Genomic DNA, 22,287 nt, shown 5'->3' on the forward strand with positions numbered 1-22,287 from the left:
GAAAGGAGCCCCCCTCCTGTCTTTATTTCGACTCCAGTAATCCCAAGAAAAAACCTCTTTCCGGGATTCCGGATTCCGCTTATCGCTCGCTGAGCCTTCACCTTCTAAGCAACCTGCATTCCTAACATATGGGGATTCTGGCAATCACCCAAGCCGGACTCGAACTTCCAAGTCAGCTGAATTTTAACAAGTTTATACAGGTGATTTTTCCAGGGCGAAACACAGAAATAGCAAAGCGGCCGATTTCACCAAGGAAAACGGTCTCCTGATTTGCTGGTCTAAAGTTGGACGAAATTCGAACTTTTTTCACGCTATTTTTCTAATATGTTGTCCTGCATTGTACAGACCCATCTATAAGACCCAAAACAGCGGGTGTCTTGGTTTCCCTGGCTCATGGGAAATTTTGAAGTTTCAGGGAAGAGATTAAGCGCCGGAAGCTCAAAGATGGATTTCCACATCCATTCTTTCGTGCAGCACGCGGACGATCTCGATGGCACCGGTCTCCAGCAAGCGATAGAAAATAACATGTCGGCCTGAAGGGAATTTGCGGTACCCAGTGCGAATCTCGTCGCATCTCTGGCCTTGGCTCGGATTCTCCGCCAAAGCATGGAAATGACAGTCAAGCTGGGAAAGATAGTTGCGTCGCTGATCGCGCCCCCAGCGCTCTTGCGTGTAACGGCCAATCTCGCGAAGATCCTCAAGAGCCCGTTTTGTCAGTGAGAAGGTCGGCATCAGCCGAGGTCCTCATCAAGCTCACGGTTGAGAGCATCCAAGGAGTAATCCACCGTACCGCTCTGCTCACCTTGGACCAATGCCCGGCGAAGAATCCCCAGCTTGGTTTCACGCTCCTCGAGCAGACGCAGGCCGGCGCGGATTGCTTCGCTGGTCGAGCCGTAGCGGCCATCCTCGATTGCCCGTGAAATGAATTTCTCGTAGTGGTCACCCAGGGTGACGCTTGTATTTTTCCCCATGTTCGCCTCCTCTTTGCAAGTAATATCATTTTATAATATTTGTTGGTACTCTTTCAAGGCTTTGAGAAATTCAACTCCAGATCGATAAATTTCCATGATCTCTCCCATTCCCGCGGAATTTTTTTTCAAGCGAAGAAGGAGGTCATCATGGGAATGAGAGTTGGGGGCTTATTTCTCCTCAATCAGAGAAAAGCCTTACCGGCTCAGAATCCTCTGAATCTCCTCCGGCACCCTGGGCCGCCCCCTCTCATTCAGCGCCGTGCCGATGATCTTTCCTGACAGCATCAGCCGGTCATCCGGCTTGCGGAAGATATCCTGGAAAAAACCGAAACGAACCGGGGAGATCTTCTCCAGCCGGGTGCCGATCCAGAATCGGTCCCCGCTGATCAAGGACCCCTTGTAGTCGAGCTCGGCTCGCACCACGACCAGATTGATCCGGCGGCGGGTCAATTCGGCGAAATCGAGTCCGAGCTGCTTGATGAATTCATGCCGGGCGTGCTCAAGGTAGTTCTGGTACACGGAGTTGTTGACCACCCCCTGCATGTCGCATTCGTAATCGCGAACCTCCAGGTCGAGTCTGAAATCGTAATCGGACATTGCTTCCAATTCCCCCTATACCCCTTCCAATGTCTCCGAACAGGCCGTGCAGACAAGTTTCAACTCGGGATTGCCGAATTTTTCGCTCTTCAGGGCCAAAAGCTTCAGGTGGGCGTCACAGGCAATCTTGAAACAGAGAGAACAGGCCTTTCCCGGGCCGGTGGATGATTTCTTTCCGCAGACATGGCAGATCCAAGGGACGCTCTTATCTTCCTCGTTCATTCTTCCCCAGACCCTCTCAGGCACTCAGCCGATTCTCTTTCCCAAAGCCCTATGCACGGGCATCAGTTTTCGTCTTCGGAATAAAACTCCAGACCCGATTCAGATTTTTTCAACATGAATTTCAAGCTGTTGACTTCCTTTATTTCCAGAACATCGATGATCGGTCGATCCACGCCTTCGTACATCACGGATTCCTGGAGAATACGGTGCTGATGAATCCGAATGATGGCAATTTTTGAAGCCTCTTCGGGCGTTTCCGCCTTAACGTACCTCGTGGCGTGAAAACCGAATTTCATCGGCTCGCCATTCAGATCGAGGAGGAAGTTCTTCCCGTTGAGGGTCACTCTGAAGTTTCTCATAAGTTTTATTTTTGCGCCATTAGATCGACAGCCGGATAGAGGGTCCGGACAGCGGGTTCCCGTCGAAAGTGAAAGGCCGGAGCAACCTGCCCCGGCCCTTTGTCCCTACTTCAAGGCCTGTATCTTCTTCAGGCTCTCCTGCAAAATCCCAAGCTTCTCCTCCGCTGCCGCCAGCTTGCCGCGGTCCTTCTCCAGGACCTCCGGAGGGGCATTGGAGACGAACTTCTCGTTGGAGAGTTTTTTGCTGAACATCGCCACATCCTTCTCGACCTTGGCGATCTCCTTCTCCAGCCTTTTCTCCTCCTCGCCGACATCGATCAGCCCGGCCAGGGGGAGCAGAATCTCCACCTCTCCCGCCACTTGCGTGGCCGCCTGGGCTGGACGCTCAACCTCAACGCCGCAGATCAGATCATTCACCCGGGCGAGGGCCTTGACATACCCCTCCCCTTCGCGCATCACGGCTGCGGACGACTCGCTCTTGCAGTCAAGAACGGCGGCGATCTGCCTGCTGGGGGCAACATCCATTTCGCCGCGGATGTTGCGGATGGCCTTGACCACGTCCATGATCCGCTCCATCTTCTCGGCGCCTTCGGCATCGACGGGCAGATCTTCGCCGTTCGGACAGGCGGCGTGCATGATCGATTTTTCGGGGCGCCTCCCGGGCAGGGCCTGCCAGATCTCCTCGGTGATGAAGGGCATGAACGGGTGCAGCAGGCGCAACAGCTGCTCGAGTACGGTGAAAAGGACCGCCTGGGCGCAGGCTTTTGCCTGGGGATCGTCGCCGTAAAGCTCATCCTTGATCAGTTCGATGTACCAGTCGCAGAAGCTGTGCCAGGTGAAGGAATAGAGAGCGTTGGCTGCGTCGTTGAACTTGTAGCCGGTCAGAGCCGTGTCGACCTCCTTGGCGGTCTCGGATAGGCGCGAGAGGATCCAGCGATCGGCGAGGGTCAGCTCGAGTTTGTCCAGGTCGACCTTCTCCGGATTGAAGTCCTCCAGGTTCATCAGTGCGAATCGGCTGGCATTCCACAACTTGTTGGCGAAGTTGCGGTAGCCTGCAATGCGCTCGGTGGAGAGCTTGATGTCGCGCCCCATGGCGGCAAACGCGGCCAGGGTGAAGCGGAAGGCGTCGGTGCCGTACTCCTCGATGACGGTGAGCGGATCGATCACGTTCCCCTTGGACTTGCTCATCTTCTGCCCCTGGGCATCGCGCACCAGGGCATGGATGTAGACCTCCGTGAAGGGGACCTCGCCCATGAACTTGATGCCCATCATCATCATCCGGGCGACCCAGAAGAAGAGGATGTCGAAACCGGTGACCAGGCAGCTGGTCGGGTAGAACTTGGCCAAAGTCTCCGTTTGATCGGGCCAGCCCATCGTGGAGAAGGGCCACAGGGCGCTGGAGAACCAGGTGTCGAGCACATCGGTCTCCTGCCGGATGTCGGCGCTGCCGCATTGGGCGCACTCCGTCGGGTCCTGGCGCGAGACGGTGATCTCGCCGCAGGCGTCGCAGAACCAGGCGGGGATGCGATGCCCCCACCAGATCTGGCGGCTGATGCACCAGTCCTGAATGTTGTACATCCACTCGTAGTAGGTCTTCTCCCATTGCTGAGGGACGATTTTGGTGCGGCCCTCCTCGACGGCGGCGATCGCCTCCTTGGCCAGAGGCTTGACGTCGACGTACCACTGCTTGCTCATGTACGGCTCGATGACCGTCCTGCAGCGGTAGCATTCGCCGACGGCGTTGGCGTAATCGTCGATCTTCTCGATCAGGCCCTGGGCCTCCAGGTCGGCAACGACCTTTCTGCGGGCCTCGTAACGTTCCAGGCCGTCGTAGGGACCTCCGTTCTCGTTGATGTTGCCCGATTCGTCGAGGATGTTGATGAACTCGAGGTCGTGGCGCTTGCCGATCTCGAAGTCGTTGAAGTCGTGGGCCGGGGTGATCTTCACGGCGCCGGAGCCGAATTCCCTATCGACGTATTCATCGGCGATGATCGGGATCTCCCGGTCGACCAGGGGCAGCAGCACCTTCCTGCCGATCAGATCGGCGTAGCGCTCGTCTCCGGGATTGACGGCGACGGCGGTATCGCCGAGCATCGTCTCGGGGCGCGTCGTGGCGACGACAAGGAAGCGATCGGTCCCCTGCACCGGATAACGCAGGTGCCAGAGGTGACCCTTCTTCTCCTCGTGCTCGACTTCCAGGTCGGAGAGGGCCGTATGGCAGCGAGGGCACCAGTTGATCAGGCGATTGTCGCGGTAGATGAGTCCTTCCTCGAAGAGCCGCACGAAGACCTCGCGCACCGCTCTTGAGAGCCCCTCGTCCATGGTAAAGCGCTCGCGCTCCCAGTCGCAGGAGGCGCCGAGCCTTTTGAGCTGATTGATGATCTGCCCGCCCGACTCCTCGCGCCATTGCCAGACCCGTTCAATGAACTTCTCGCGACCCAGTTCATGACGGTCCTTTCCTTCGCCGGCGAGCTGTTTCTCCACCACGTTCTGGGTGGCGATGCCGGCATGGTCCGTCCCCGGCATCCACAGCACTTCGTGGCCGGTCATGCGTTTCCAGCGGCAGAGGATGTCCTGCAGAGTGTTATTCAGGGCATGCCCCATGTGCAGAACGCCGGTGACATTGGGCGGTGGGATGACGATGGAATAATGCGGTTTCGGAGAATTCTCATCGGCGCGGAAAAATCCGGCCTGTTCCCATACCGCATACCATTTTTCTTCAACCTCGCGGGGTTCATACCCCTTGGGGAGCTTCGGTTCCATGGACTTCAAAATCCTTCCGGTCGGTTCTGGTTCAGCGAAGAAAAGGAAATGGGGATTCCGAAATCCCCATTTCTTAAAGCCTTTTTCCTTCTTCCTTTTTCCTTTAACCTTTCAATCTTCTCCCTTGAGCCTGCGCAGTTCATCCCTGATCATGCTCTCGGCGAGATCGGGGATCACCTCCCATGCGATTTTCTCAAGGATGGTGGATGCCAGCCGCTCAATGACTGTTCCGGCCACCTTCTCCACTACCCGGGCGAGTTCTTCATCACTGAGCCCCTGCACCTGCGCTGCCACCGATTCGGGGGAGGCGGAAGCCGGAGCGGGTCGGAAAACCGGTTCCGCGGGCACGCCCTCCTCTTCAAGGGCAAGGGGCTCCTCTTCTTCAAGGTCGGGCTCGGCGATTCCCCACTCGGGCCCTTCCTCGCTTAAGGAGAATTCCTCTTCAGCAGCCTGACCAGCCGCCATCACCGGTCCAGGCGCCGCAAAGATGTCTTCATCCCGGCCTGCCGCAAGTGTCTCTTCGCTCTCTTCCCACTTCAGAGCGACGGAGGCGGTCTCCGCGGTGATGAAAGAATCGATTCCCAGTTCTTCTTCTTCCAGGATATCTGCCTCTTCCAGGATTAGAATTTCTTCCTCCGACTCTTCCCAGGAGGCAGCGGATTCCGGTTCTGTGAGTTCTTCCCAATCGAATTCATCCCCTTTTGCCGAGACTGCGGGTTCCGCAGACTGTTCGCCGGCGGGAGGTTCTTCCATCAGTTCCAGGGGGTCCTCTTCGAAAACGAAGTCCTCCTCTTCGGCCGCCGCGTTCCCCCACTTGTCGTCGGCAGTTTCCTCAGCCAGATCAAGAGGCTCCTCCTCGAAAACAAAGGGTTCTTCCTCCGGGCGCAGTAGTGCTTTCTCGACCGGACTCTCGGCAAGTTCCAGGGGTTCGTCCTCAAAGAGGAAATCTTCCTCTTGAGCGAGCCCGGAGATCTCAGAGGTCGGAAGCTTCAATTCGACAGGCTCCTCCTCTAAAACAAAAGCCTCCTCCTCGAATTCCTCCGGCTCCTCTCCAAGGTCCTCCTCAGCAAAGGATACGGCTCCCCAGAGATCGTCATCCGTGGAAGCCGGCTCCTGACCAGGTTCGAACGTTTCCTCCCACTCGGCCGCGGGCTCCTCCTCCCTGTCGGCAGCCGGCGCCTCCGCAACGGGTTCCGGGGCCGGAGCGGCGGCCGCTCCCTTGGCGAGCAGCTCTTCCACCCGGTCGATGAGCGCCTGCGATTCGAAGGGCTTGGAAATCCAGCCGTCCGCTCCCGAGGTGCGGGCCTTGTCCTCGTCGAAAGGTTCAAAAGTGCCTGCCAGGAGAAGAACCGGAACTCCCTGCAGAAGCGGATCCTGCTTAACGGCAGCGGTGAGTTCGTATCCGTTCTTGCCCGGCATGAATACATCGGAGAGGATCAGGTCAGGACGCTCGGCCCGGGCTCTAACAAGAGCAATTGCGCCATTGTCCACGATAGTGAGGTCATACTCTTCATTGGCGAAGGTGATGCCTATGACCTTCTGAATAGTGATACTGTCGTCAGCCAACAACAGCTTCTTGCTCATTCAAGCCTCCTTGGTTCCCTTCGAGGAGAGCACCGGTGTAGTTTCTTTCGTGGGCAAAACTGCAATCAGTTCTTCAATGTCCAACAGGGGATATTCCGTTTCCGCGTGGATGAAGGTGCGGTCCGTCCCTGGAGACTGCTCCTCGCTGGCAGCATCTTTAAGCCCCCCCTGCTCACGGCAGATGATTCTCGGGGCCTCTCCGGCCGGCAGACCGACGAGTCCTAACTCGGTACTCATGACGGCGGTGAAACGGCTGGCGGAAGGACATATCGTCATTCCGAAGCGTTGCAAGAGATTAAATAATGGGATGATCTCGCCTTGGTAGAGAAAAACACCGCAGAATTCCGATCTAAGCAACGGCAGTGGAAATATCCTGGGAGCGAACAGGATATGCCTTATCCCCTCCACCGGAAGGGCGAAGGATGTGGAGCCCAGGGAGAACAGGGCAACCTTAGCGCTCATGTCCGCCCCAGTAATCTTCCAGCTTTCGCGCATCACAGAGCACCAGGGGCTCATCCCGCCAGAGCTCCAGCCCCGCATAGGGCAGAGAATCCTGCCGGCCGAGAATAATCGGCAGCGGCCGGGATTCGAACTCCGACTCGGGGAAAATCCCCTCGACCCGGTCTGCCGTCATTCCCCACATCCCTGATTCGCCGGCGAGAATGAGAACGATCGGGCTGGTCGACGAGACAGGGAGTTCCAGGCATGTTCCCAAGTCGATCACCGGGATCGCTTCACCGCGAAGCATCAACCGACCGAGCAGCATGGCCCCTGGATCCGCTTCTGAACGATCAAGGACTCCGCCCGGATCTTCTCTTATTTCGATCAGGTCCTGAATAGAAAGGGCGAAGCCGATTTCACCCAGGCGGAACACGAGCTTCATCCGGGCCGTATTTATCATGGCGTCGACCTCTAGCCGGAAAGGCCTTGTTCATGGGCGCAAAGCGCCTTAAAGCTATCACAGCCCTCGGCGGACTGTCAAGCTTCTTGGGGTGGGAAATCCAAGGAGTTATGCGGCTTTAAAGGATTTTCCAGGGTTGAGGCAGGAAGATCTTGTGGTAGAGATTCATGGCATACCGATCGGTCATTCCCGCCACGAAATCCGCCACGGAGACCTCGAGCCGATCACCTGGAAAACGACGCCCTCCATGTTCAACGAGCGCTCCTTCATTGGCGGCGAAGTATATGTAGAGTTCACGAAGAATGCGCGACGCCTTTTCGAAATCCTCACGGACCGTCCTGACCTGATAAACATGTTCGAACAGCCAGTCGCGGAGAGCCATGACGGATTCGGCCACAGGTTCGGACAGCCGGATATCTTCCTCGGCGAATGATTGCTCGATCATGTCACTGACCATTGTGCCGATGCGGCGGGAGTGCGTATCTCCCAAGACGCGGATTATCCGGTCCGGGATCTGATTCGTACGGATCAGGCCGGCCCGAATGGCATCGTCAAGATCATGATTTACATAGGCAATAATATCGGCTATCCGGACGATCCGACCCTCCAGGGTGGAAGCCCTGACTCCGGGTTCATCGCAGATCAGGGATCCTCTTCCTTTTGAATGCTTCCCGATGCCGTCGAGGACCTCAGCGGAGAGGTTCAGACCGACCCCATCCTTCTCCAGGACATCCACCACCCGCAGGCTTTGGCGAACATGGCGAAAACCTCCGGGAACCAGATCATCGAGAACCCGCTCGCCGGCATGTCCGAAGGGGGTATGCCCCAGATCGTGCCCCAGGGCGATGGCTTCAGTCAAATCTTCGTTGAGGGCCAAGGCCCGGGCGACGGTGCGCGCAATCTGTGAGACTTCCAGAGTGTGGGTGAGACGGGTTCGGTAGTGATCGCCCTCAGGAGCAAGGAAGACCTGGGTTTTATACTTGAGCCGCCTGAAAGACTTGCAATGGACGATCCTGTCCCGATCATGCTGAAAGGCCGTACGGACCGGACAGGGGGTTTCTGCGCACCGGCGACCCTCGCTCCGCGAACTGAGGCAGGCGGATGCAGACAGGGTCTGTTTTTCGCGTTCCTCGAGAAGATGCCGTATATTCATGGTGGGTCCGGATGGAGTAAACATGCTTGCATATCTATACCCCAGGCCGTTATTCCATGCAAAGGAAATCATCCAAGAACCTCAAGTGAAAGTTTCATACTCAAGGAACGGGGTGAATTGGCTAAAGCCCTGAACTTTTTCTCCGGTCTTCCGAATTTTTCCAATGACAATCGTTTTCCGGTCATTGGATAATCACTTGATTTTCAAATCGACAATGGAATGATCCAGATAAAAAATCGTTCAAATGTTTCACGTCTTCATCTATATTTAGAATAAGTATTTTTATCTTGATTTTGTCGGAAATTATTGTATTAGTTAAGTCATCTGAAAAACACAAAGACCCATCGATTATTCCCCAAGGAGGAAAAAAAATGGCAACTCTGCTTGAAATGGTCGCTGAAATTGTGGCTTCCCATGCATCCACAACAACCATGACCAAAGAAGAACTGGTCTCGGAACTGGCTGCGGTTCACCAGGCTCTGGCCGCTCTGGAAAAGGGCGAAGCGGTACCGGTCGAAGTCGCAGAGGAAGCCGCTGCAGCACCTGCGATCTCCCGCAAAAAGGCTTTCGGCAAGGACAAAGTCGTCTGCATGCTCTGTGGAAAAGAGATGAAGACCCTCGCCCGGCACCTGAAAACCGCACATGGAATGAGCCCCGGCGAATACCGTAAGCAGTTCGACATACCCCGCACTCAACCTCTTGCAGCTCGTGCCTACTCGGAAAGCCGCCGGCAGATGGCGGTCGACAGGGGTCTAGGCGATAACCTGGCCAAAGCTCGCGCAGCCCGGGGCAAGGGAAAGAAGAAAAAATAATCTATTCCGTCCGACCATAAGGAAAAAGCACCCTGCAACGGGTGCTTTTTCCTTTATAGTATTTTCACTTCTTGGAATAATTCGGTTTACACCTGATTTTCCTTGACCGGAACTGCAAAATTCCTTTACCTTTTCATTAACTTTAAGCATGAAGGTCTAAGGGTGTACAGTGTTGTGATGAAACGTTTGCTCGTCGGCGATTTACGGGAAGAACTTCTTTCGACTCTAGAAGTCATTCTCAAGCACTGGGGCTACCGGGTCGTACTTTCCTCCCGCCCGGAGCAGCTCACTGAGTTTCTGCAGGAAACCTCACCGGATCTACTCATCATGGGTTCAAGACTCCTCGCCGACCAGGCTTCGCCATTATTTCAAGCGGTGGAATCCAGACTGACGGACGGAACAACCCCTCTGATCATCCTGCGAGATCGGGAGGCCGAAGACTCCCTGTCCGCCCCTCATGAAGTCCTTGAGGTCCCGGTGGACATTTTCGCCCTCTTCGCTCTGATTCAGAAGTACATAGAGCAACACCCCCGCAAAAACCTGCGTCTGACGGTCAAACTTCCCGGCATGTTCTGCTCCGGGGACAGGTGTCAGTTCGCCGAGGTGTTGAGCCTCAGTACCCAGGGCCTTTTTATCAAAACGGGGGTCCCGCTGGTGCTGGGAGATCGGCTCAGCGTGATCGTTCCCCTCATGGGCATGAAGCAGGAACTCGAACTCGAAACCAGGGTAATCTACAGGGTCGAACCAAGTCCTGAAAATAATTATCTGCAGGGGGCGGGAATCGAATTCATCCCCATGGGCGAAGAGGCTGGAAAGGCTCTGAAGCGCTTCATTGAATACTGTTTCCTGGGCGAACTCTCGGCCAGCCAGAGGGGCTCTGAAGGGCTGGATCCCTCGCACCTGTATAATATTGCCCCCGAACTCACCCTCCGCTTGTCGAAAACGATTGACGGCTCGTCACCGCCATTGTCGGTTTACTCGCCGAAGTAGGCCCGTAGCTCTTAAAGTTCCGGCAGCACACTCCTTCCGACCGAAAACTCAATCTCGAAAAGCTCAGCGATCGTCGCGGCCACGTCGGCGAAACTGTCCCGTTCACCCAAATCCGAACCTCGTCGCAGCCGGGGATGCCACGCCAGCAGGGGAACGTACTCGCGGGTGTGGTCCGTTCCGGGAGTCGTGGGGTCGCAACCGTGATCGGCCGTTATCAGGAGGAGATCTGAGGGCCGGAGTCTCTCCAGAAGCCGGGGTAGCCAGCCGTCGAATTCCTCCAGGGCGCGGCCGAAGCCCAACGGATCGAGGCGATGGCCGAAAAGCATATCGAAATCGACCAGGTTGGTGAAGACCATCCCTTTTTCCACTTTTTCAAGAGCCTCCAGAGTCCGCGCCATCCCCTCGGCATTGCTTCCCGTATAGACAAAATCCGTGACGCCTCGTCCGGCAAAAATATCCCGGATCTTCCCCACTCCGTAAACCCTGAGCCCCGCCCGTTGAAGGCTCTCCAGGATTGTCTCGGCAGTGGGCGGGAGGGAGAAGTCATGCCGTCGGGAGGTGCGGCGGAAATCGGCGGCACAGCTGCCGATGAAGGGGCGGGCGATCACCCTGCCGACCCGATATGGATTGAGGATTCGGCGGGCGATCCTGCAGATCTCGTAGAGGCGGTCGACGGGAAAAATATCCTCATGCGCCGCGATCTGGAATACGGAATCGGCGCTGGTATAAACGATCGGCCGGCCGCTGCGCAGGTGCTCCTCGCCCAGATGGCGGAGGATGTCGGTACCGCTTGCGGCCACATTGCCAAGGGGCGAGCAGCCGGTTTCTCCGGCGAACGACTCAATGATCTCCCGTGGAAACCCTGCGGGATAGGTCGGAAACGGTTCGGCCTGGATGACACCGGCCAGTTCCCAATGACCCGTCGTGGTGTCCTTGCCGGCTGACAGCTCCCGCATTCTTCCGAATGCCGCTGCGGGAGAGGCCGCGGGAGAAACGCCCGGAAGAGGCAGAATATTTCCGAGGCCCAGCCGTTCCAGAGTCGGCAGTTGCAGACCGCCGCAGCACTGTACTACGTGCTTTAGGGTGTTAGCTCCGGCATCACCGTACCGGTCGGCATCAGGCAGTTCTCCCACTCCCACGCCATCCAGGGTGATCAGAACCACCCGGCGCCATTCATGGCATTTCATTTTATCCCGTCCCGATCCTGCCATTGCTCTAATATCTTCACCCCGGCGCTGGTCCCGACCCGGGAGGCTCCGGCTTCGATCATGGCATGGCACCCTTCCCAGTCCCGTATTCCCCCCGCGGCCTTGACGCCGATCCGCCCCTTTGCAGCCCCGGCCAGCAATCGCACGTCAGCGACGGTGGCCCCCCCTGCCGCGAAACCGGTGGAGGTCTTGACATATCCGCCCCCCCCCCGCACCACGCACTCAACGAGAGCCTCCTTCAGGGGCAATGGGAGACAGCAGCATTCAATGATCACCTTGACCAAGGCTCCCCGGGCCGCCTCGACCACCTGCCGGATCTCCCCTTCAACCTCTTCCAGACGGCCGCTCAGGACGGCACCGAGGTGGATCACCATGTCGAGTTCCGTCGCTCCTGCGGCGACCGCGCGGGAAGACTCGAAGGCCTTTACGGCCGTAGGAACATAGCCGAAGGGAAACCCGACCACGGTCCCAGTGGCTATTTCTGAACCGTACAGCAGATCGGCGGCCAGAGGAACAAAGACGGGCGGCACGCACACGCTGGCGAAGCCGAACTCCACCGCCTCTTCGCAAAGAGCACGAATCTGGTCTGCGGTGGTTTCCGGCTTAAGAAGGGTATGGTCGATGTATGGGGCGGGGGAAGTCACGTTCTATACGCCGCGTTGCATTTGACATAATCGTAGGTCAGATCGGAGGTGTAGTAGAAGGCCTCACCCTCGCCGAGATGCAGATCGACCGTGACGGCGAATTCGGGCTTTTTGAGAACCTCGGTCGCCCGGGTTTCCGTCTCCTTGCCGGTGCCAAGGCCGCCCTGAACCACCAGGACGTCGTCAAAGAAGATTTCGATCCGGTCCGGGTCGACCTGGGCTCCCGAATAGCCGACGGCGGCTATGATCCGGCCCCAGTTGGCGTCTTCCCCGAAAAAGGCCGTTTTCACCAGACTGGAAGTGGCGATGCTGCGTGCGGCGAGACGGCCTTCGCTGTCGCTGGCGGCTCCCCGGACCAACACATGAACCACTTTGGTTGCCCCTTCCCCGTCGCGGACGATCATTTTGGCCAGGTCGAGCAAAACTCCTTCGAGGCCCCGGCTGAAATCGTCGCCCGCCGCTGTGCCGCCGCGGATCTCCTCATTGTCAGCCAGTCCGTTAGCCAGGACCAGAACCATGTCGTTGGTGGACGTATCGCCGTCCACCGTAATGCTGTTGAAGGACCGGTCCGCTCCCCGCTTCAAGGTTTCGGCGAGAAATCCCGGCTCAACGCGGGCATCGGTCAGAATGAAGGCGAGCATGGTGGCCATGTCGGGATGGATCATTCCAGCCCCTTTGGCCAAGCCCAGCACTCGGTAGGAGACATCCCCCACCCTGCCCTCGGCAACGGAAACCTTGGGAAAGGCGTCGGTGGTCATGATCGCCTCGGCCACCGCCGCAGCCCTGTCAGCCTGAAGATCGGCAGCCAGCAGGGGAACGTGGCGCTCGAATTTCTCCATCGGCAGGTTCACTCCGATCACTCCAGTGGAGGAAACCGCCACCAGGTCCTCCGACACGCCCAGGGCGTGTGCCGCCAGTTCGCCGGTGCGCAGGGCATCCCTGAGCCCCTGCTCTCCGGTACAGGCGTTGGCGTTGCCGCTGTTGACAATCACCGCCTGACAGCTTCCATGGCGTATGCGGGGAGCGGAAACCACCACCGGCGCCGCTACGACCTTGTTGGTTGTAAAAACCCCGGCACAACAGGCCGGAACCTCGGAATAAATCATCGCCATGTCGGGCTTGCCGGATTTCTTGATCCCCGCCGACCGGGCGGAGAATTTGAACCCGCGAACCTTGATGCTTTCCTGTTTAGACATATACCACCCCAACCAGAACAATGGTCCCGGATCCCCGGATCCCGAGTCCAAAAATCTCACACCCTTTTATTGGATCTTAGGCCTTGGACCCGAGACCTTGGCCTGCCTTTATCTGCCGCAGCATTTCTTGTATTTTTGACCGCTGCCGCAGGGACAGGGATCATTGCGTCCGACTTTCTCCTCATCCCTGGTCATCGGCTTTTTCGTTTGATCTTCTCCTCCCCCGACCCGGTTGAGGACAAGGCGCCGCCGGCGCTGCTCGGCCTCCATGCGGGCGACGTCATCCTCCTTGGCCAACTGAATACGGAAGAGCTTCTGGATGACCTCCTGGCGGATCCGGCCCATCATTTCCATGAAAAGTCCGAAGGCCTCCTTCTTGTACTCTTGTTTGGGATTGCGCTGCCCATAGCCGCGCAGGCCGATCCCTTCCTTTAGATGATCGATGGAGAGGAGATGATCCTTCCATTGAGAGTCGATGGTCTGCAGGAGCAGCACCTTCATCAGATGGTCCATCACCGGTGTGGTGAATTCCTCTTCCTTCTCGGCCAGGCGTGCAGCAACCTGTTCCTTGAGAATTTCTTCCAGCGCCTCCGGCTTGCCAATGCTTGAGAGATCCTCCGGAAACCGGGGCTGGATATTAAACTGGTTGTAGAAATCCTCGGCCAGACTGCCCCAGTTCCAATCGGTGGGAGGGGTCTTTTCGGGACAGAAGGTGGCGACCATGTCCTCGGCGGTTTCGGCGATGATTCCTTCGATGGTCTCGCGGATGTTTTTCCCGGCCAGAACCTCCTTGCGCTGAGTGTAAATGACCTCGCGCTGTTTATTCATGACATCGTCGTATTCGATGAGATGCTTGCGGATCTCGAAGTTGTGCCCTTCGACCTTCTTCTGGGCATTCTCGATGGCCTTGGATATCATGCCGTGCTCGATCGGCTCGCCTTCGGGAATCTTGAGCTTATCCATCACGTAAGCCACCCTCTGGGAACCGAAGATCCGCAGCAGATCGTCTTCGAGGCTCATATAGAACCGACTCGCCCCGGGGTCACCCTGACGGCCGGCGCGGCCTCGCAACTGGTTGTCTATGCGGCGCGACTCATGGCGTTCGGTGCCCAGGATGTACAGTCCGCCCGTCTCGATGACCTCGGCCTTTTCCGCCTCGCAGATCCGATGATACTTCTCCAGTGCCTGATCGTATGCGGCCTCGGGGTCATCGGACGTTGCCGACTCTCTGGTCGCCAGCATCTCAGCGTTGCCGCCAAGAACAATGTCGGTGCCTCGGCCGGCCATATTGGTTGCGATGGTCACGGCCCCCTTGCGCCCGGCCTGCGCCACGATCTCCGCCTCTTTTTCGTGATGCTTCGCATTGAGGACCGTGTGGGGGATCCCGCGCTTGCGCAGCATCTCCGAAAGGGTCTCCGAATGTTCGATGGAGATGGTCCCTACCAGAACAGGCTGTCCACTCTTGTGGGTTTCCAGGATATCCTCGATGACCGCCTTGAACTTCTCCTTCTCGGTCTTGTAGATCACGTCGGCGCGGTCAATGCGAATCATCGGTCGGTTGGTGGGGATGATCATGACTTCCAGCTTGTAGATTTCGCTGAATTCGGCCGCCTCGGTATCGGCGGTCCCGGTCATGCCGGAGAGCTTCTCGTACATGCGGAAGTAATTCTGGAAGGTGATGGTGGCCAGGGTCTGGTTTTCGCTCTCGATTTTGACCCCTTCCTTGGCCTCCACCGCCTGATGCAAACCGTCGCTCCAGCGCCGTCCCGGCATCAGACGACCGGTAAACTCATCGACGATCATCACCTCGCCGTCCTTGACCACGTAGTCCACGTCCCGCCTGAACAGGGCATGAGCCTTCAGAGCCTGGTTGACGTGATGAAGGATCTCGATATTGCTGGGCTCGTAGAGGTTTTCCACGCCCATCAGTTTTTCGACCTTTGCCACACCCTCTTCCGTGAGAGTGGCGCTCCTGGCCTTTTCGTCGACAGTAAAATCTCCGGTGTATTCCTTGACCGTCTGACCGATTTTACCATCGCGGTGCTCGATCAATTCCCCCTTCTTGAGCATGGGAATTACCCGGTTCACCGCATAATAGAGTTCGCTGGATGCTTCGCTCGGACCGGAGATGATCAGCGGCGTACGGGCCTCGTCGATAAGAATAGAGTCGACTTCGTCGACGATGGAGAAGTGGTGTTCCCGCTGCACATAGTCCGCGAGATCAAATTTCATGTTGTCGCGCAGGTAATCGAATCCGAATTCATTGTTGGTGCCATAGGTGATATCGCAGCCGTAAGCTTCCTTGCGCTGCTTGTCGGTGAGCCCGTGCACGATGACGCCGACCGTGAGCCCCAAAAACCGGTGGATCTGTCCCATCCATTCCGAATCGCGCTGGGCCAGATAGTCGTTGACGGTGATGACATGCACCCCTCTGCCGGTCAGTGCATTCAGATAGGAAGGGAGAGTCGCCATGAGCGTTTTACCTTCGCCGGTTCTCATTTCAGCGATCTTGCCGGCGTGAAGAACCATGCCCCCGATGAGCTGGACATCGAAATGGCGCATCCCCAGCACCCGCCTGGCGGCCTCGCGAACAACCGCAAAGGCTTCGGGGAGGAGGCTGTCCAGGGACTCTCCCTCTTTCAGGCGACGACGGAATTCGATTGTCTTTTCCTGAAGGGCCTGATCGGAAAGAGATTCGATCTGCGCCTCCAGGGCGTTAATCCTGTCGACCTGCGGCTGCAAGCGCTTGAGTTCCCGATCATTTTTACTTCCTAAAACTTTTTTCAGCAAAGGGCCGATCATCAATAGGGCTCCTGAAGTTTTTTGGGGAAAAACAGCAGACAAAGGTCTGAAAGGGGGTGATGTACCTGCTTCAAAGGGTGGAATTTTACCACAAGAAATGTGAGGCCCACAAGGATAAAGACGGATGGCGCCGGGCGCTTCCCAAAAGCAAAAGCCCCGGATTAACCGGGGCTTTGAAAAGATTCCTGTTTACGATTCAGAGATATTTTCTCGGATTGAGCGGCACGCCGTTGCGCCGCACTTCGTAATGAAGATGTGAACCGGTGGAACTGCCGGTATTCCCCACGGCGGCGATCTTGTCCCCCCTCTTGATCCGCTGGCCGACTTTCACGAAAATCTTGGAATTATGGGCGAAGTAGGTCTTGTATCCGTAACCGTGGTCGATGATGACAAGCTTGCCGTAACCCGGAGCGGTCTCAGCCTTGCTGATGATTCCGTCAGCGGTGGCAAAGACGGGAGTTCCCGTCCGGGCAGCCACATCGAGACCTTCGTGCATCTTTCGCTTGCCGGTGAAGGGAGAATTGCGCATGCCGAAATCGGAGGTCACCCACCCCTTGATCGGCCAACCCTGTGGCTTGGCGGCAAGGAGGGAACGCTGATCGTTGAGAACGCCGCGAATTTCCTCCTGGCTTTCCCGCCGCAGATCGATGGCCTGGCGGATCTCATCGATACGCTGCTGGAGATCGGAAAAACGGGAAGCCGCATCCTCTTCCGCGGGTCCGCCAATCCCTGCGAGGGCCTCCGCCCTGGGAGGAGAGAGCTGCGCCATGACCCGGACCTTGGCGTCGTTCTGGGCGAGCACCACCATCTCCTTACGCAAGCCGTCGAGACTGGCTGCTAAGCTTTGCACCTCCTGCTGCTGTGCATTGCTCTGGGCCTGCAGACGATGTAGCTCCTGTCGATCGATATTCGTTCGGATGTAATCGACAAGCAGCAACGAGACCGCAAGGAGCAGAATGCTTCCAGCGGTAATCACTCCCTGAAGAGCGCCTCTTTTGATGCTGAAGCGCCGGACCCGGTGGGAGCCCTCAGGGATAATGAGAACGGTAAACTTCTTGGCGGCCAAAACGACCCTCCCGTCAAAACACACAAAAAAAAACAAATCCTCGAGCGGACCTTTAAACTAATAAAGGATAGAGTATTTATCTGTCAAGTTTTTTGACCACGATTTTATTGTACGAAATAGAACAAAAAAACTCTTTTATTCAAAAGACAGGCATGCGAAATGCGGCCTTTTCCAAGCCTTGTGAAGTAAAAACGACGAAGAAAATGCGGACCAATCCTCGGATTTTTCGTAATGAAAGCAAGCACATGACCAGATCTTCTATAAATTGAGGATCATGGCAATCTCGTCGCACTCGGGAAACTTGACGCACTTCATGCAGTCGCCCCAGATCTTTTGCGGCAGCTCTGATTTTTCGATTTCGTGGAATCCGAATTTTTCGAAAAAACCGGGTTTGTAGGTCAGTGCGAATACTCTTTTGAGACCAAGCTGCCGGGCTTCCTCAAGACAGGTCTCCACAAGCCGGCGGCCGACTCCCCGTCCCTCCTCCCCTGCGGCCACCGCGAGGGAACGTACTTCGGCCAGATCTTCCCAGCAGATATGCAGGCAGACCGTCCCGATAACCGAACCGTTCGATTCAAAGACATGAAAATCGCGAATCGCTTCATAGATTTCCGAAAGGGAGCGGGAGAGCATCAGACCCTCCCGCGCATAGGTTATGAGCAGCTTGTGGATGGCCTTGGCATCGTGAATTCCGGCTCTGCGGATCATGGTATTTCCCCTTGGGCAATGGTGCGACCGGAGAGGTCGATCAGTTCGCGGGCGTGTTCCAGGGTGCGCTCGGTGACGCGGGCACCGCCGAGCATCCTGGCCATCTCCCGGGTCCGCTCCTCCCCCGACAGCAGGGTCAGAGCAGTGATGGTGCGCCCATCTTCCTCCCGCTTCTCCACCCGGTAATGCCTATCGGCAAAGGCAGCCACCTGGGGAAGATGGGTAATGCAGAGGACCTGCCGGCCGGAGGCCACGTCGCGCAATTTCTCACCTACGGCTGTGGCGGCGACGCCGCCGATGCCGGCATCGACTTCGTCAAAGATCAGAGTCGAAACAGTATCGCCTTCCGGAGCGGCCCGCTTGAGGGCCAGCATGATACGTGACAATTCGCCCCCCGAAGCGATTCGGGCAAGTGGCTTGGGCTCTTCGCCCGGATTGGGAGCGAGAAAGAATTCGCCCTGTTCGAGACCGCGGGAGCCCGGTTCGGAAAGGGGTGTGAGACGCACCTCGAAGCGGGCTCTTGGCATGGCCAGATCCTTGAGCTCCGCTTCCACCCTGCGGCACAGTTCCCCTCCCCCTTCCCGGCGCAGGCGGGAGAGGACGGTTCCGCTCTCGACCAGTTTCGCCCGTACCTCCTCTAATTTTTTCCGCACCCCGGTTCTGGCGGCATCGAGATCGCTGAGATCCTCGATCTCCCGGTCGATGGAACTCTGGTATTCGATGATTCCTTCCAGGGTCGGGGCGTATTTGCGCTTCAATCGGGCAAGCAGAGCCAGCCGCTCCTCCACCTCGTTCTGGCGCCCCGGTTCGAAAGCGAGCCTGCCGGCGTAATCCCGCAGCTGCATCGCCACATCCTCCAGGGCATACAGAGAGCTGCGGGTCGTCTCGGCCAGCTGTCCCAGCAGAGGCTCGACGGCAGCCACCCCCTCCAGACCGGCGGCGACAGCCTCCACGCGTTCGTTGACCGCGCCCTCCTCCCCGTAGAGGATGTCATACCCTCCCCGGGCGGCGGCGGCGAGACGTTCGACATTCTGAAGTCGCAGGCGCTCGGCCGTCAGTTCCTCATCTTCGCCGGACCGCAGAGCAGACTCAGCGATCTCCCGGCTCTGATAGGTCAGCAGGTCAAGGCGCTGCTGCCGCTCACGTTCGGCCTCTTCCAACTGCTTCAGCCTCTCTGTCAGCTGCCTGGCTTCCCGGTAATGCCTCCGATAGGTCTCGAGAACCTCTTCCAGACCCGCAAATCGGTCCAGAAGGAACAGGTGGGTATCGGGCCGCTGGAGACTCTGATGCTCGTGCTGCCCATAGATGTTCATCAGCCTGCCGGCCCAGCCCTGGAGCTGAGCAAGGGTAGCCAGAGAACCATTGAGATAGATGCGGTTTTTTCCCGAACGGCTGACCACCCTCTTGATTACCATCTCGTCACCCTCTTCGAACCCGGCCTCCGCCAGTTCCCGGCGCAGCCCGGACTGATGAGAGATGTCCAACAGCGCCTCGACGGTCGCTGTCTCCTCGCCGGTCCGGATGAGGTCCGGCCGGGCCCGGTCTCCGAGAAGAAGCCCCACGGCATCGATGATGATCGATTTCCCCGCGCCCGTTTCCCCGGTCAGGATGTTGAATCCCGAGCCGAACGTGACATGAAGCCGGTCGATGATGGCGAAATTGGTGATGATGAGATCGGTCAGCATAAAATCCTAGCTGTAGGCTGAAAGCAAGCTGTAAACTGCAAGCTGTCTGTCTTCCGGCCCTATCTCTCGCCCCACCGGAGCTTGGTGCGCAGCACCTGAAAGTAGTCCTTGAAAGGACTTCTGACAAGTTGTGTGCTGTTTTCGGACTTGCGGACCTCCACCACGTCTCCCCCATGCAGAGGCATCCCCACCTGACCGTCGGCGGTAAAGACCACGTCTTCATCCTGGAATTTGACCTCGATCCGGATGACCGCTCCGCCGGAGACGATGATGGGGCGATGGGTCAGAGTATGGGGACAGATGGGGGAAATCACGAGGCACTGAAGACCGGGATAGATGATGGGGCCGCCGGCGGCCAGGTTATACGCCGTCGATCCGGTGGGAGAGGCGATGATTAGACCGTCGGCCTTGAACGTCGTCAGATAATTCTCGTCCACCCAGGCTTCCATGTCGATGATCCGGGCGAGGGCCCCCTTGTTGATCACCACGTCATTGAGCACCTGATAGCGGTTGATTTCCTCCCCCCCTCGCCGGACAATCGCCTCGAGCATCATCCGGCTGGTTGTGGTGAATTCTCTCCGCACCACCTGTTCGAGCACGGGGTAGAGCTCATCCAGGGTGACCTCGGTAAGAAAACCGAGGCTGCCGAGATTGACCCCCAGGATCGGGGTTTTCAGATTTCCGACCTGTCGGGCAACGGAAATCAGAGTTCCGTCGCCTCCGAGCACGATGATCAGATCGACCATGGCCGGAATCGACTTGCCGGGATATCCCCGGACCCCTTCCATGTTAGCGGCCAGATCCGCTTCGGGAAAGACCTCCATCCCTTTCGACTCCAGCCAGGAGGTAATTTCACCGGCCAGGGCGATCGCATCCGGGTGGTTCTTTTTGGCATAAATGCCGATACGTTTCATAAGAACCCTCTTTGATGCTTTCGCAAGAAAGCAAAATAGCAGATGGCTAAGGAAAAAGCGCCAAATGCAAGGCGCGCGATTGTCGAGCAATGAGAAGTACTTACGTACGTCGAAGCAGCGAGAGCAATTGCAGCAACGCAGCAGTTGGTGAGTTTTTGCGACGCCATCCTCTTTCATTGCAGGCAATGCGCAGAATGGTAGCATAGCGTCGCTTCAAAGTCCATGGTCTTCGGACACTTACGCAGCAGTCGCGGCTTGTCGCCGCGGACGAGGTGTGCTAAAGTCTTCCGGCACCAGGAGGGTGTCATGGATAGTCCGACACCCTCCTACCTTGCGGAGAAGATGCAATTCATGGACCTTTTCGAACAGAGCTCGTCCCCCCGGGAAGACGCCCCCCTCGCGGAACGCATGAGACCGCGCACCCTCGATGAGGTCGTCGGCCAGCGACATCTCCTCGGAGAGGGGAAGCTGCTGCGCCGCCTCATCGAGACCGATCAGCTCTCCTCGGTCATCTTCTGGGGGCCGCCCGGAACGGGCAAGACGACCCTGGCGCAGGTCATCGCCGCCTCGACCCGAAGCCGCTTCGTTTCCTTCTCGGCGGTCATGCAGGGGGTCAAGGAGATCCGCGAGATGGTCGCCAAGGCCCGGGAAGAGAGAGCCTTCCATGGCCGCAAGACCCTCCTTTTCGTCGATGAGATTCACCGCTTCAACAAAGCCCAGCAGGATGCCTTTCTTCCCCATGTTGAGAGGGGCGACATCATCCTGATCGGCGCCACCACGGAGAACCCCTCTTTCGAGGTCAACTCCGCCCTCCTCTCCCGCTCCCGGGTTTTCGTTCTGCACCCCCTCGAGGCTGCGGATATCCGGATTCTCCTCGAGAGGGCGATGAATCATCCCAGCGGCCTGGGCGGCCGCGGCCTTGAGGTGGACGACGAGGCCATCGACCGTCTCTCCGCCCAATCCGACGGCGATGCGCGCATCGCCCTCAACACTCTTGAGATAGCGGCCGCCACGGTCGAAGGAAAGACGATTGGCGTGGAAACGGTCCAGGAAGCGCTTCAGAAAAAGGCGCTGCTTTACGACAAGGGAGCCGAGGAGCATTACAACGTCATCAGCGCCTTCATCAAGAGCATGCGAGGCTCCGACCCTGACGGCGCGCTGTACTGGCTGGCGCGGATGATCGAGGCCGGCGAAGATCCCCTGTTCATCGCGCGGCGAATGGTCATTTTCGCCTCCGAGGACGTGGGCAACGCCGATCCCCGGGCCCTGCAGATCGCGGTCGCCGTCCAGCAGGCGGTTCATTTCGTCGGCCTGCCCGAAGGCCGCATCAGCCTCGCCCAGGCGGTCACCTATCTCGCCACCGCCCCCAAGAGCAACGCTTCCTACCTGGGAATCGACGAAGCTCTAAGGGAAGTGCGCAAAAGCGGTGCCTTGCCGGTCCCGCTTCATATCCGCAATGCTCCCACTCGACTGATGAAGGATCTGGGCTACGGAAAGGACTACCGCTACGCCCACGACTACGACGAAGGTTATGTGCCACAGCTCCACCTGCCTGAACGACTGAGGGGCCGGCGCTTCTATCGTCCCACCTCGCACGGTTACGAAAAGATGATCGGCGAGCGTCAGCGCCTCCGGGAAGAGCGGCGCCAGGAAGTGCCCGGCGGCGGCCGTGAACCGGCGGGAGAAGACACGTAAGCCGCATTCTGAGCCAG

At 57.7% G+C, this 22,287-nt stretch carries 21 protein-coding genes; 3 read left to right on the plus strand and 18 right to left on the minus strand.

The window, feature by feature from the left end:
* Nucleotides 1-438: 438 nt before the first annotated feature.
* The 10 genes from DTF_RS0104920 to DTF_RS0104965 all read right to left on the minus strand — a co-directional run bounded on the left by DTF_RS0104920 (nucleotide 439) and on the right by DTF_RS0104965 (nucleotide 8,550).
* Complete coding sequence (locus DTF_RS0104920) at nucleotides 439-732, minus strand: type II toxin-antitoxin system RelE/ParE family toxin (RefSeq protein WP_027714414.1); 294 nt, start codon at nucleotides 730-732, stop codon at nucleotides 439-441.
* Nucleotides 732-971: a type II toxin-antitoxin system ParD family antitoxin gene (locus DTF_RS0104925; RefSeq protein ID WP_027714415.1), complete on the minus strand. Its 240-nt coding sequence runs from the start codon at nucleotides 969-971 to the stop codon at nucleotides 732-734. The genes DTF_RS0104920 and DTF_RS0104925 overlap by 1 nt, the downstream gene beginning before the upstream one ends.
* Nucleotides 972-1,166: 195 nt before the next feature.
* Entirely contained in the window at nucleotides 1,167-1,568 is a 402-nt protein-coding gene (locus tag DTF_RS0104930; protein ID WP_027714416.1) for a thioesterase family protein, read from the minus strand.
* A 15-nt stretch (nucleotides 1,569-1,583) separates the two neighbouring features.
* A complete protein-coding gene (locus DTF_RS0104935) occupies nucleotides 1,584-1,790 on the minus strand; it encodes a hypothetical protein (protein ID WP_027714417.1) in 207 nt (68 codons plus the stop codon).
* Nucleotides 1,791-1,852: 62 nt separating this feature from the next.
* A complete protein-coding gene (locus DTF_RS0104940; protein WP_027714418.1) occupies nucleotides 1,853-2,149 on the minus strand; it encodes a hypothetical protein in 297 nt (98 codons plus the stop codon).
* A gap of 105 nt (nucleotides 2,150-2,254) precedes the next feature.
* Entirely contained in the window at nucleotides 2,255-4,912 is a 2,658-nt protein-coding gene (locus tag DTF_RS0104945; protein ID WP_027714419.1) for a valine--tRNA ligase, read from the minus strand.
* Nucleotides 4,913-5,023: 111 nt separating this feature from the next.
* The gene (locus tag DTF_RS0104950; RefSeq protein WP_027714420.1) at nucleotides 5,024-6,496 is read right to left on the minus strand and encodes a response regulator; all 1,473 of its coding nucleotides are present in this window, start codon (nucleotides 6,494-6,496) and stop codon (nucleotides 5,024-5,026) included.
* On the minus strand, nucleotides 6,497-6,958 hold the full coding sequence (locus DTF_RS0104955) for a chemotaxis protein CheW (protein WP_027714421.1): 462 nt from the start codon (nucleotides 6,956-6,958) through the stop codon (nucleotides 6,497-6,499). It abuts the gene before it with no gap.
* On the minus strand, nucleotides 6,948-7,397 hold the full coding sequence (locus DTF_RS0104960; RefSeq protein WP_027714422.1) for a chemotaxis protein CheW: 450 nt from the start codon (nucleotides 7,395-7,397) through the stop codon (nucleotides 6,948-6,950). The genes DTF_RS0104955 and DTF_RS0104960 overlap by 11 nt, the downstream gene beginning before the upstream one ends.
* A gap of 118 nt (nucleotides 7,398-7,515) precedes the next feature.
* On the minus strand, nucleotides 7,516-8,550 hold the full coding sequence (locus DTF_RS0104965) for a deoxyguanosinetriphosphate triphosphohydrolase (RefSeq protein WP_027714423.1): 1,035 nt from the start codon (nucleotides 8,548-8,550) through the stop codon (nucleotides 7,516-7,518).
* Nucleotides 8,551-8,921: 371 nt separating this feature from the next.
* Between DTF_RS0104965 and DTF_RS21975 the strand changes: the two genes are divergently transcribed.
* Together DTF_RS21975 and DTF_RS0104975 are read left to right on the plus strand one after the other, a co-directional pair.
* The gene (locus tag DTF_RS21975) at nucleotides 8,922-9,362 is read left to right on the plus strand and encodes a MucR family transcriptional regulator (RefSeq protein ID WP_035055643.1); all 441 of its coding nucleotides are present in this window, start codon (nucleotides 8,922-8,924) and stop codon (nucleotides 9,360-9,362) included.
* A 177-nt stretch (nucleotides 9,363-9,539) separates the two neighbouring features.
* Nucleotides 9,540-10,352 (plus strand): PilZ domain-containing protein, encoded by an 813-nt coding sequence (locus DTF_RS0104975; RefSeq protein WP_027714424.1) that lies wholly within the window; start codon nucleotides 9,540-9,542, stop codon nucleotides 10,350-10,352.
* 11 nt (nucleotides 10,353-10,363) lie between these two features.
* Here the strand turns inward: DTF_RS0104975 and DTF_RS0104980 are convergent, their stop codons facing one another.
* From DTF_RS0104980 to DTF_RS0105015, 8 genes are all read right to left on the minus strand, one after another.
* Nucleotides 10,364-11,539: a phosphopentomutase gene (locus tag DTF_RS0104980; RefSeq protein WP_027714425.1), complete on the minus strand. Its 1,176-nt coding sequence runs from the start codon at nucleotides 11,537-11,539 to the stop codon at nucleotides 10,364-10,366.
* Nucleotides 11,536-12,204: a deoxyribose-phosphate aldolase gene (gene deoC, locus DTF_RS0104985; protein ID WP_027714426.1), complete on the minus strand. Its 669-nt coding sequence runs from the start codon at nucleotides 12,202-12,204 to the stop codon at nucleotides 11,536-11,538. Before deoC ends, DTF_RS0104980 begins: the two co-directional genes overlap by 4 nt.
* Nucleotides 12,201-13,382, minus strand: a complete 1,182-nt coding sequence (argJ, locus tag DTF_RS0104990) for a bifunctional glutamate N-acetyltransferase/amino-acid acetyltransferase ArgJ (protein WP_027714427.1) — start codon at nucleotides 13,380-13,382, stop codon at nucleotides 12,201-12,203. The genes deoC and argJ overlap by 4 nt, the downstream gene beginning before the upstream one ends.
* 126 nt (nucleotides 13,383-13,508) lie before the next feature.
* Nucleotides 13,509-16,202, minus strand: coding sequence for a preprotein translocase subunit SecA (gene secA, locus DTF_RS0104995; RefSeq protein WP_027714428.1), 2,694 nt, complete (start codon nucleotides 16,200-16,202; stop codon nucleotides 13,509-13,511).
* Between the two features lie 196 nt (nucleotides 16,203-16,398).
* Nucleotides 16,399-17,268, minus strand: coding sequence for a M23 family metallopeptidase (locus DTF_RS25195; RefSeq protein ID WP_027714429.1), 870 nt, complete (start codon nucleotides 17,266-17,268; stop codon nucleotides 16,399-16,401).
* 258 nt (nucleotides 17,269-17,526) lie between these two features.
* Nucleotides 17,527-17,976, minus strand: coding sequence for an N-acetyltransferase (locus DTF_RS0105005; protein WP_027714430.1), 450 nt, complete (start codon nucleotides 17,974-17,976; stop codon nucleotides 17,527-17,529).
* Nucleotides 17,973-19,661 (minus strand): DNA repair protein RecN, encoded by a 1,689-nt coding sequence (gene recN / locus DTF_RS0105010; RefSeq protein WP_027714431.1) that lies wholly within the window; start codon nucleotides 19,659-19,661, stop codon nucleotides 17,973-17,975. The genes DTF_RS0105005 and recN overlap by 4 nt, the downstream gene beginning before the upstream one ends.
* Nucleotides 19,662-19,720: 59 nt before the next feature.
* The gene (locus DTF_RS0105015; protein ID WP_027714432.1) at nucleotides 19,721-20,575 is read right to left on the minus strand and encodes an NAD(+)/NADH kinase; all 855 of its coding nucleotides are present in this window, start codon (nucleotides 20,573-20,575) and stop codon (nucleotides 19,721-19,723) included.
* 351 nt (nucleotides 20,576-20,926) lie between these two features.
* On the opposite strand from DTF_RS0105015, the gene DTF_RS21985 reads away from it, so the two are divergent.
* Nucleotides 20,927-22,270, plus strand: coding sequence for a replication-associated recombination protein A (locus DTF_RS21985; RefSeq protein ID WP_051360936.1), 1,344 nt, complete (start codon nucleotides 20,927-20,929; stop codon nucleotides 22,268-22,270).
* Nucleotides 22,271-22,287: the final 17 nt, after the last annotated feature.

Source organism: Desulfuromonas sp. TF (assembly GCF_000472285.1).
Classification (GTDB): Bacteria; Desulfobacterota; Desulfuromonadia; order Desulfuromonadales; family ATBO01; genus ATBO01.

What these genes read in the sequence shown, in the direction of transcription:
- DTF_RS0104920 (WP_027714414.1), bottom strand. Translation starts at nt 732, where the DNA reads ATGCCGACCTTCTCACTGACAAAACGGGCTCTTGAGGATCTTCGCGAG.
- DTF_RS0104925 (WP_027714415.1), bottom strand. Translation starts at nt 971, where the DNA reads ATGGGGAAAAATACAAGCGTCACCCTGGGTGACCACTACGAGAAATTC.
- DTF_RS0104930 (WP_027714416.1), bottom strand. Translation starts at nt 1,568, where the DNA reads ATGTCCGATTACGATTTCAGACTCGACCTGGAGGTTCGCGATTACGAA.
- DTF_RS0104935 (WP_027714417.1), bottom strand. Translation starts at nt 1,790, where the DNA reads ATGAACGAGGAAGATAAGAGCGTCCCTTGGATCTGCCATGTCTGCGGA.
- DTF_RS0104940 (WP_027714418.1), bottom strand. Translation starts at nt 2,149, where the DNA reads ATGAGAAACTTCAGAGTGACCCTCAACGGGAAGAACTTCCTCCTCGAT.
- DTF_RS0104945 (WP_027714419.1), bottom strand. Translation starts at nt 4,912, where the DNA reads ATGGAACCGAAGCTCCCCAAGGGGTATGAACCCCGCGAGGTTGAAGAA.
- DTF_RS0104950 (WP_027714420.1), bottom strand. Translation starts at nt 6,496, where the DNA reads ATGAGCAAGAAGCTGTTGTTGGCTGACGACAGTATCACTATTCAGAAG.
- DTF_RS0104955 (WP_027714421.1), bottom strand. Translation starts at nt 6,958, where the DNA reads ATGAGCGCTAAGGTTGCCCTGTTCTCCCTGGGCTCCACATCCTTCGCC.
- DTF_RS0104960 (WP_027714422.1), bottom strand. Translation starts at nt 7,397, where the DNA reads ATGATAAATACGGCCCGGATGAAGCTCGTGTTCCGCCTGGGTGAAATC.
- DTF_RS0104965 (WP_027714423.1), bottom strand. Translation starts at nt 8,550, where the DNA reads ATGAATATACGGCATCTTCTCGAGGAACGCGAAAAACAGACCCTGTCT.
- DTF_RS21975 (WP_035055643.1), top strand. Translation starts at nt 8,922, where the DNA reads ATGGCAACTCTGCTTGAAATGGTCGCTGAAATTGTGGCTTCCCATGCA.
- DTF_RS0104975 (WP_027714424.1), top strand. Translation starts at nt 9,540, where the DNA reads ATGAAACGTTTGCTCGTCGGCGATTTACGGGAAGAACTTCTTTCGACT.
- DTF_RS0104980 (WP_027714425.1), bottom strand. Translation starts at nt 11,539, where the DNA reads ATGAAATGCCATGAATGGCGCCGGGTGGTTCTGATCACCCTGGATGGC.
- secA (WP_027714428.1), bottom strand. Translation starts at nt 16,202, where the DNA reads ATGATCGGCCCTTTGCTGAAAAAAGTTTTAGGAAGTAAAAATGATCGG.
- DTF_RS0105005 (WP_027714430.1), bottom strand. Translation starts at nt 17,976, where the DNA reads ATGATCCGCAGAGCCGGAATTCACGATGCCAAGGCCATCCACAAGCTG.
- recN (WP_027714431.1), bottom strand. Translation starts at nt 19,661, where the DNA reads ATGCTGACCGATCTCATCATCACCAATTTCGCCATCATCGACCGGCTT.
- DTF_RS0105015 (WP_027714432.1), bottom strand. Translation starts at nt 20,575, where the DNA reads ATGAAACGTATCGGCATTTATGCCAAAAAGAACCACCCGGATGCGATC.
- DTF_RS21985 (WP_051360936.1), top strand. Translation starts at nt 20,927, where the DNA reads ATGGACCTTTTCGAACAGAGCTCGTCCCCCCGGGAAGACGCCCCCCTC.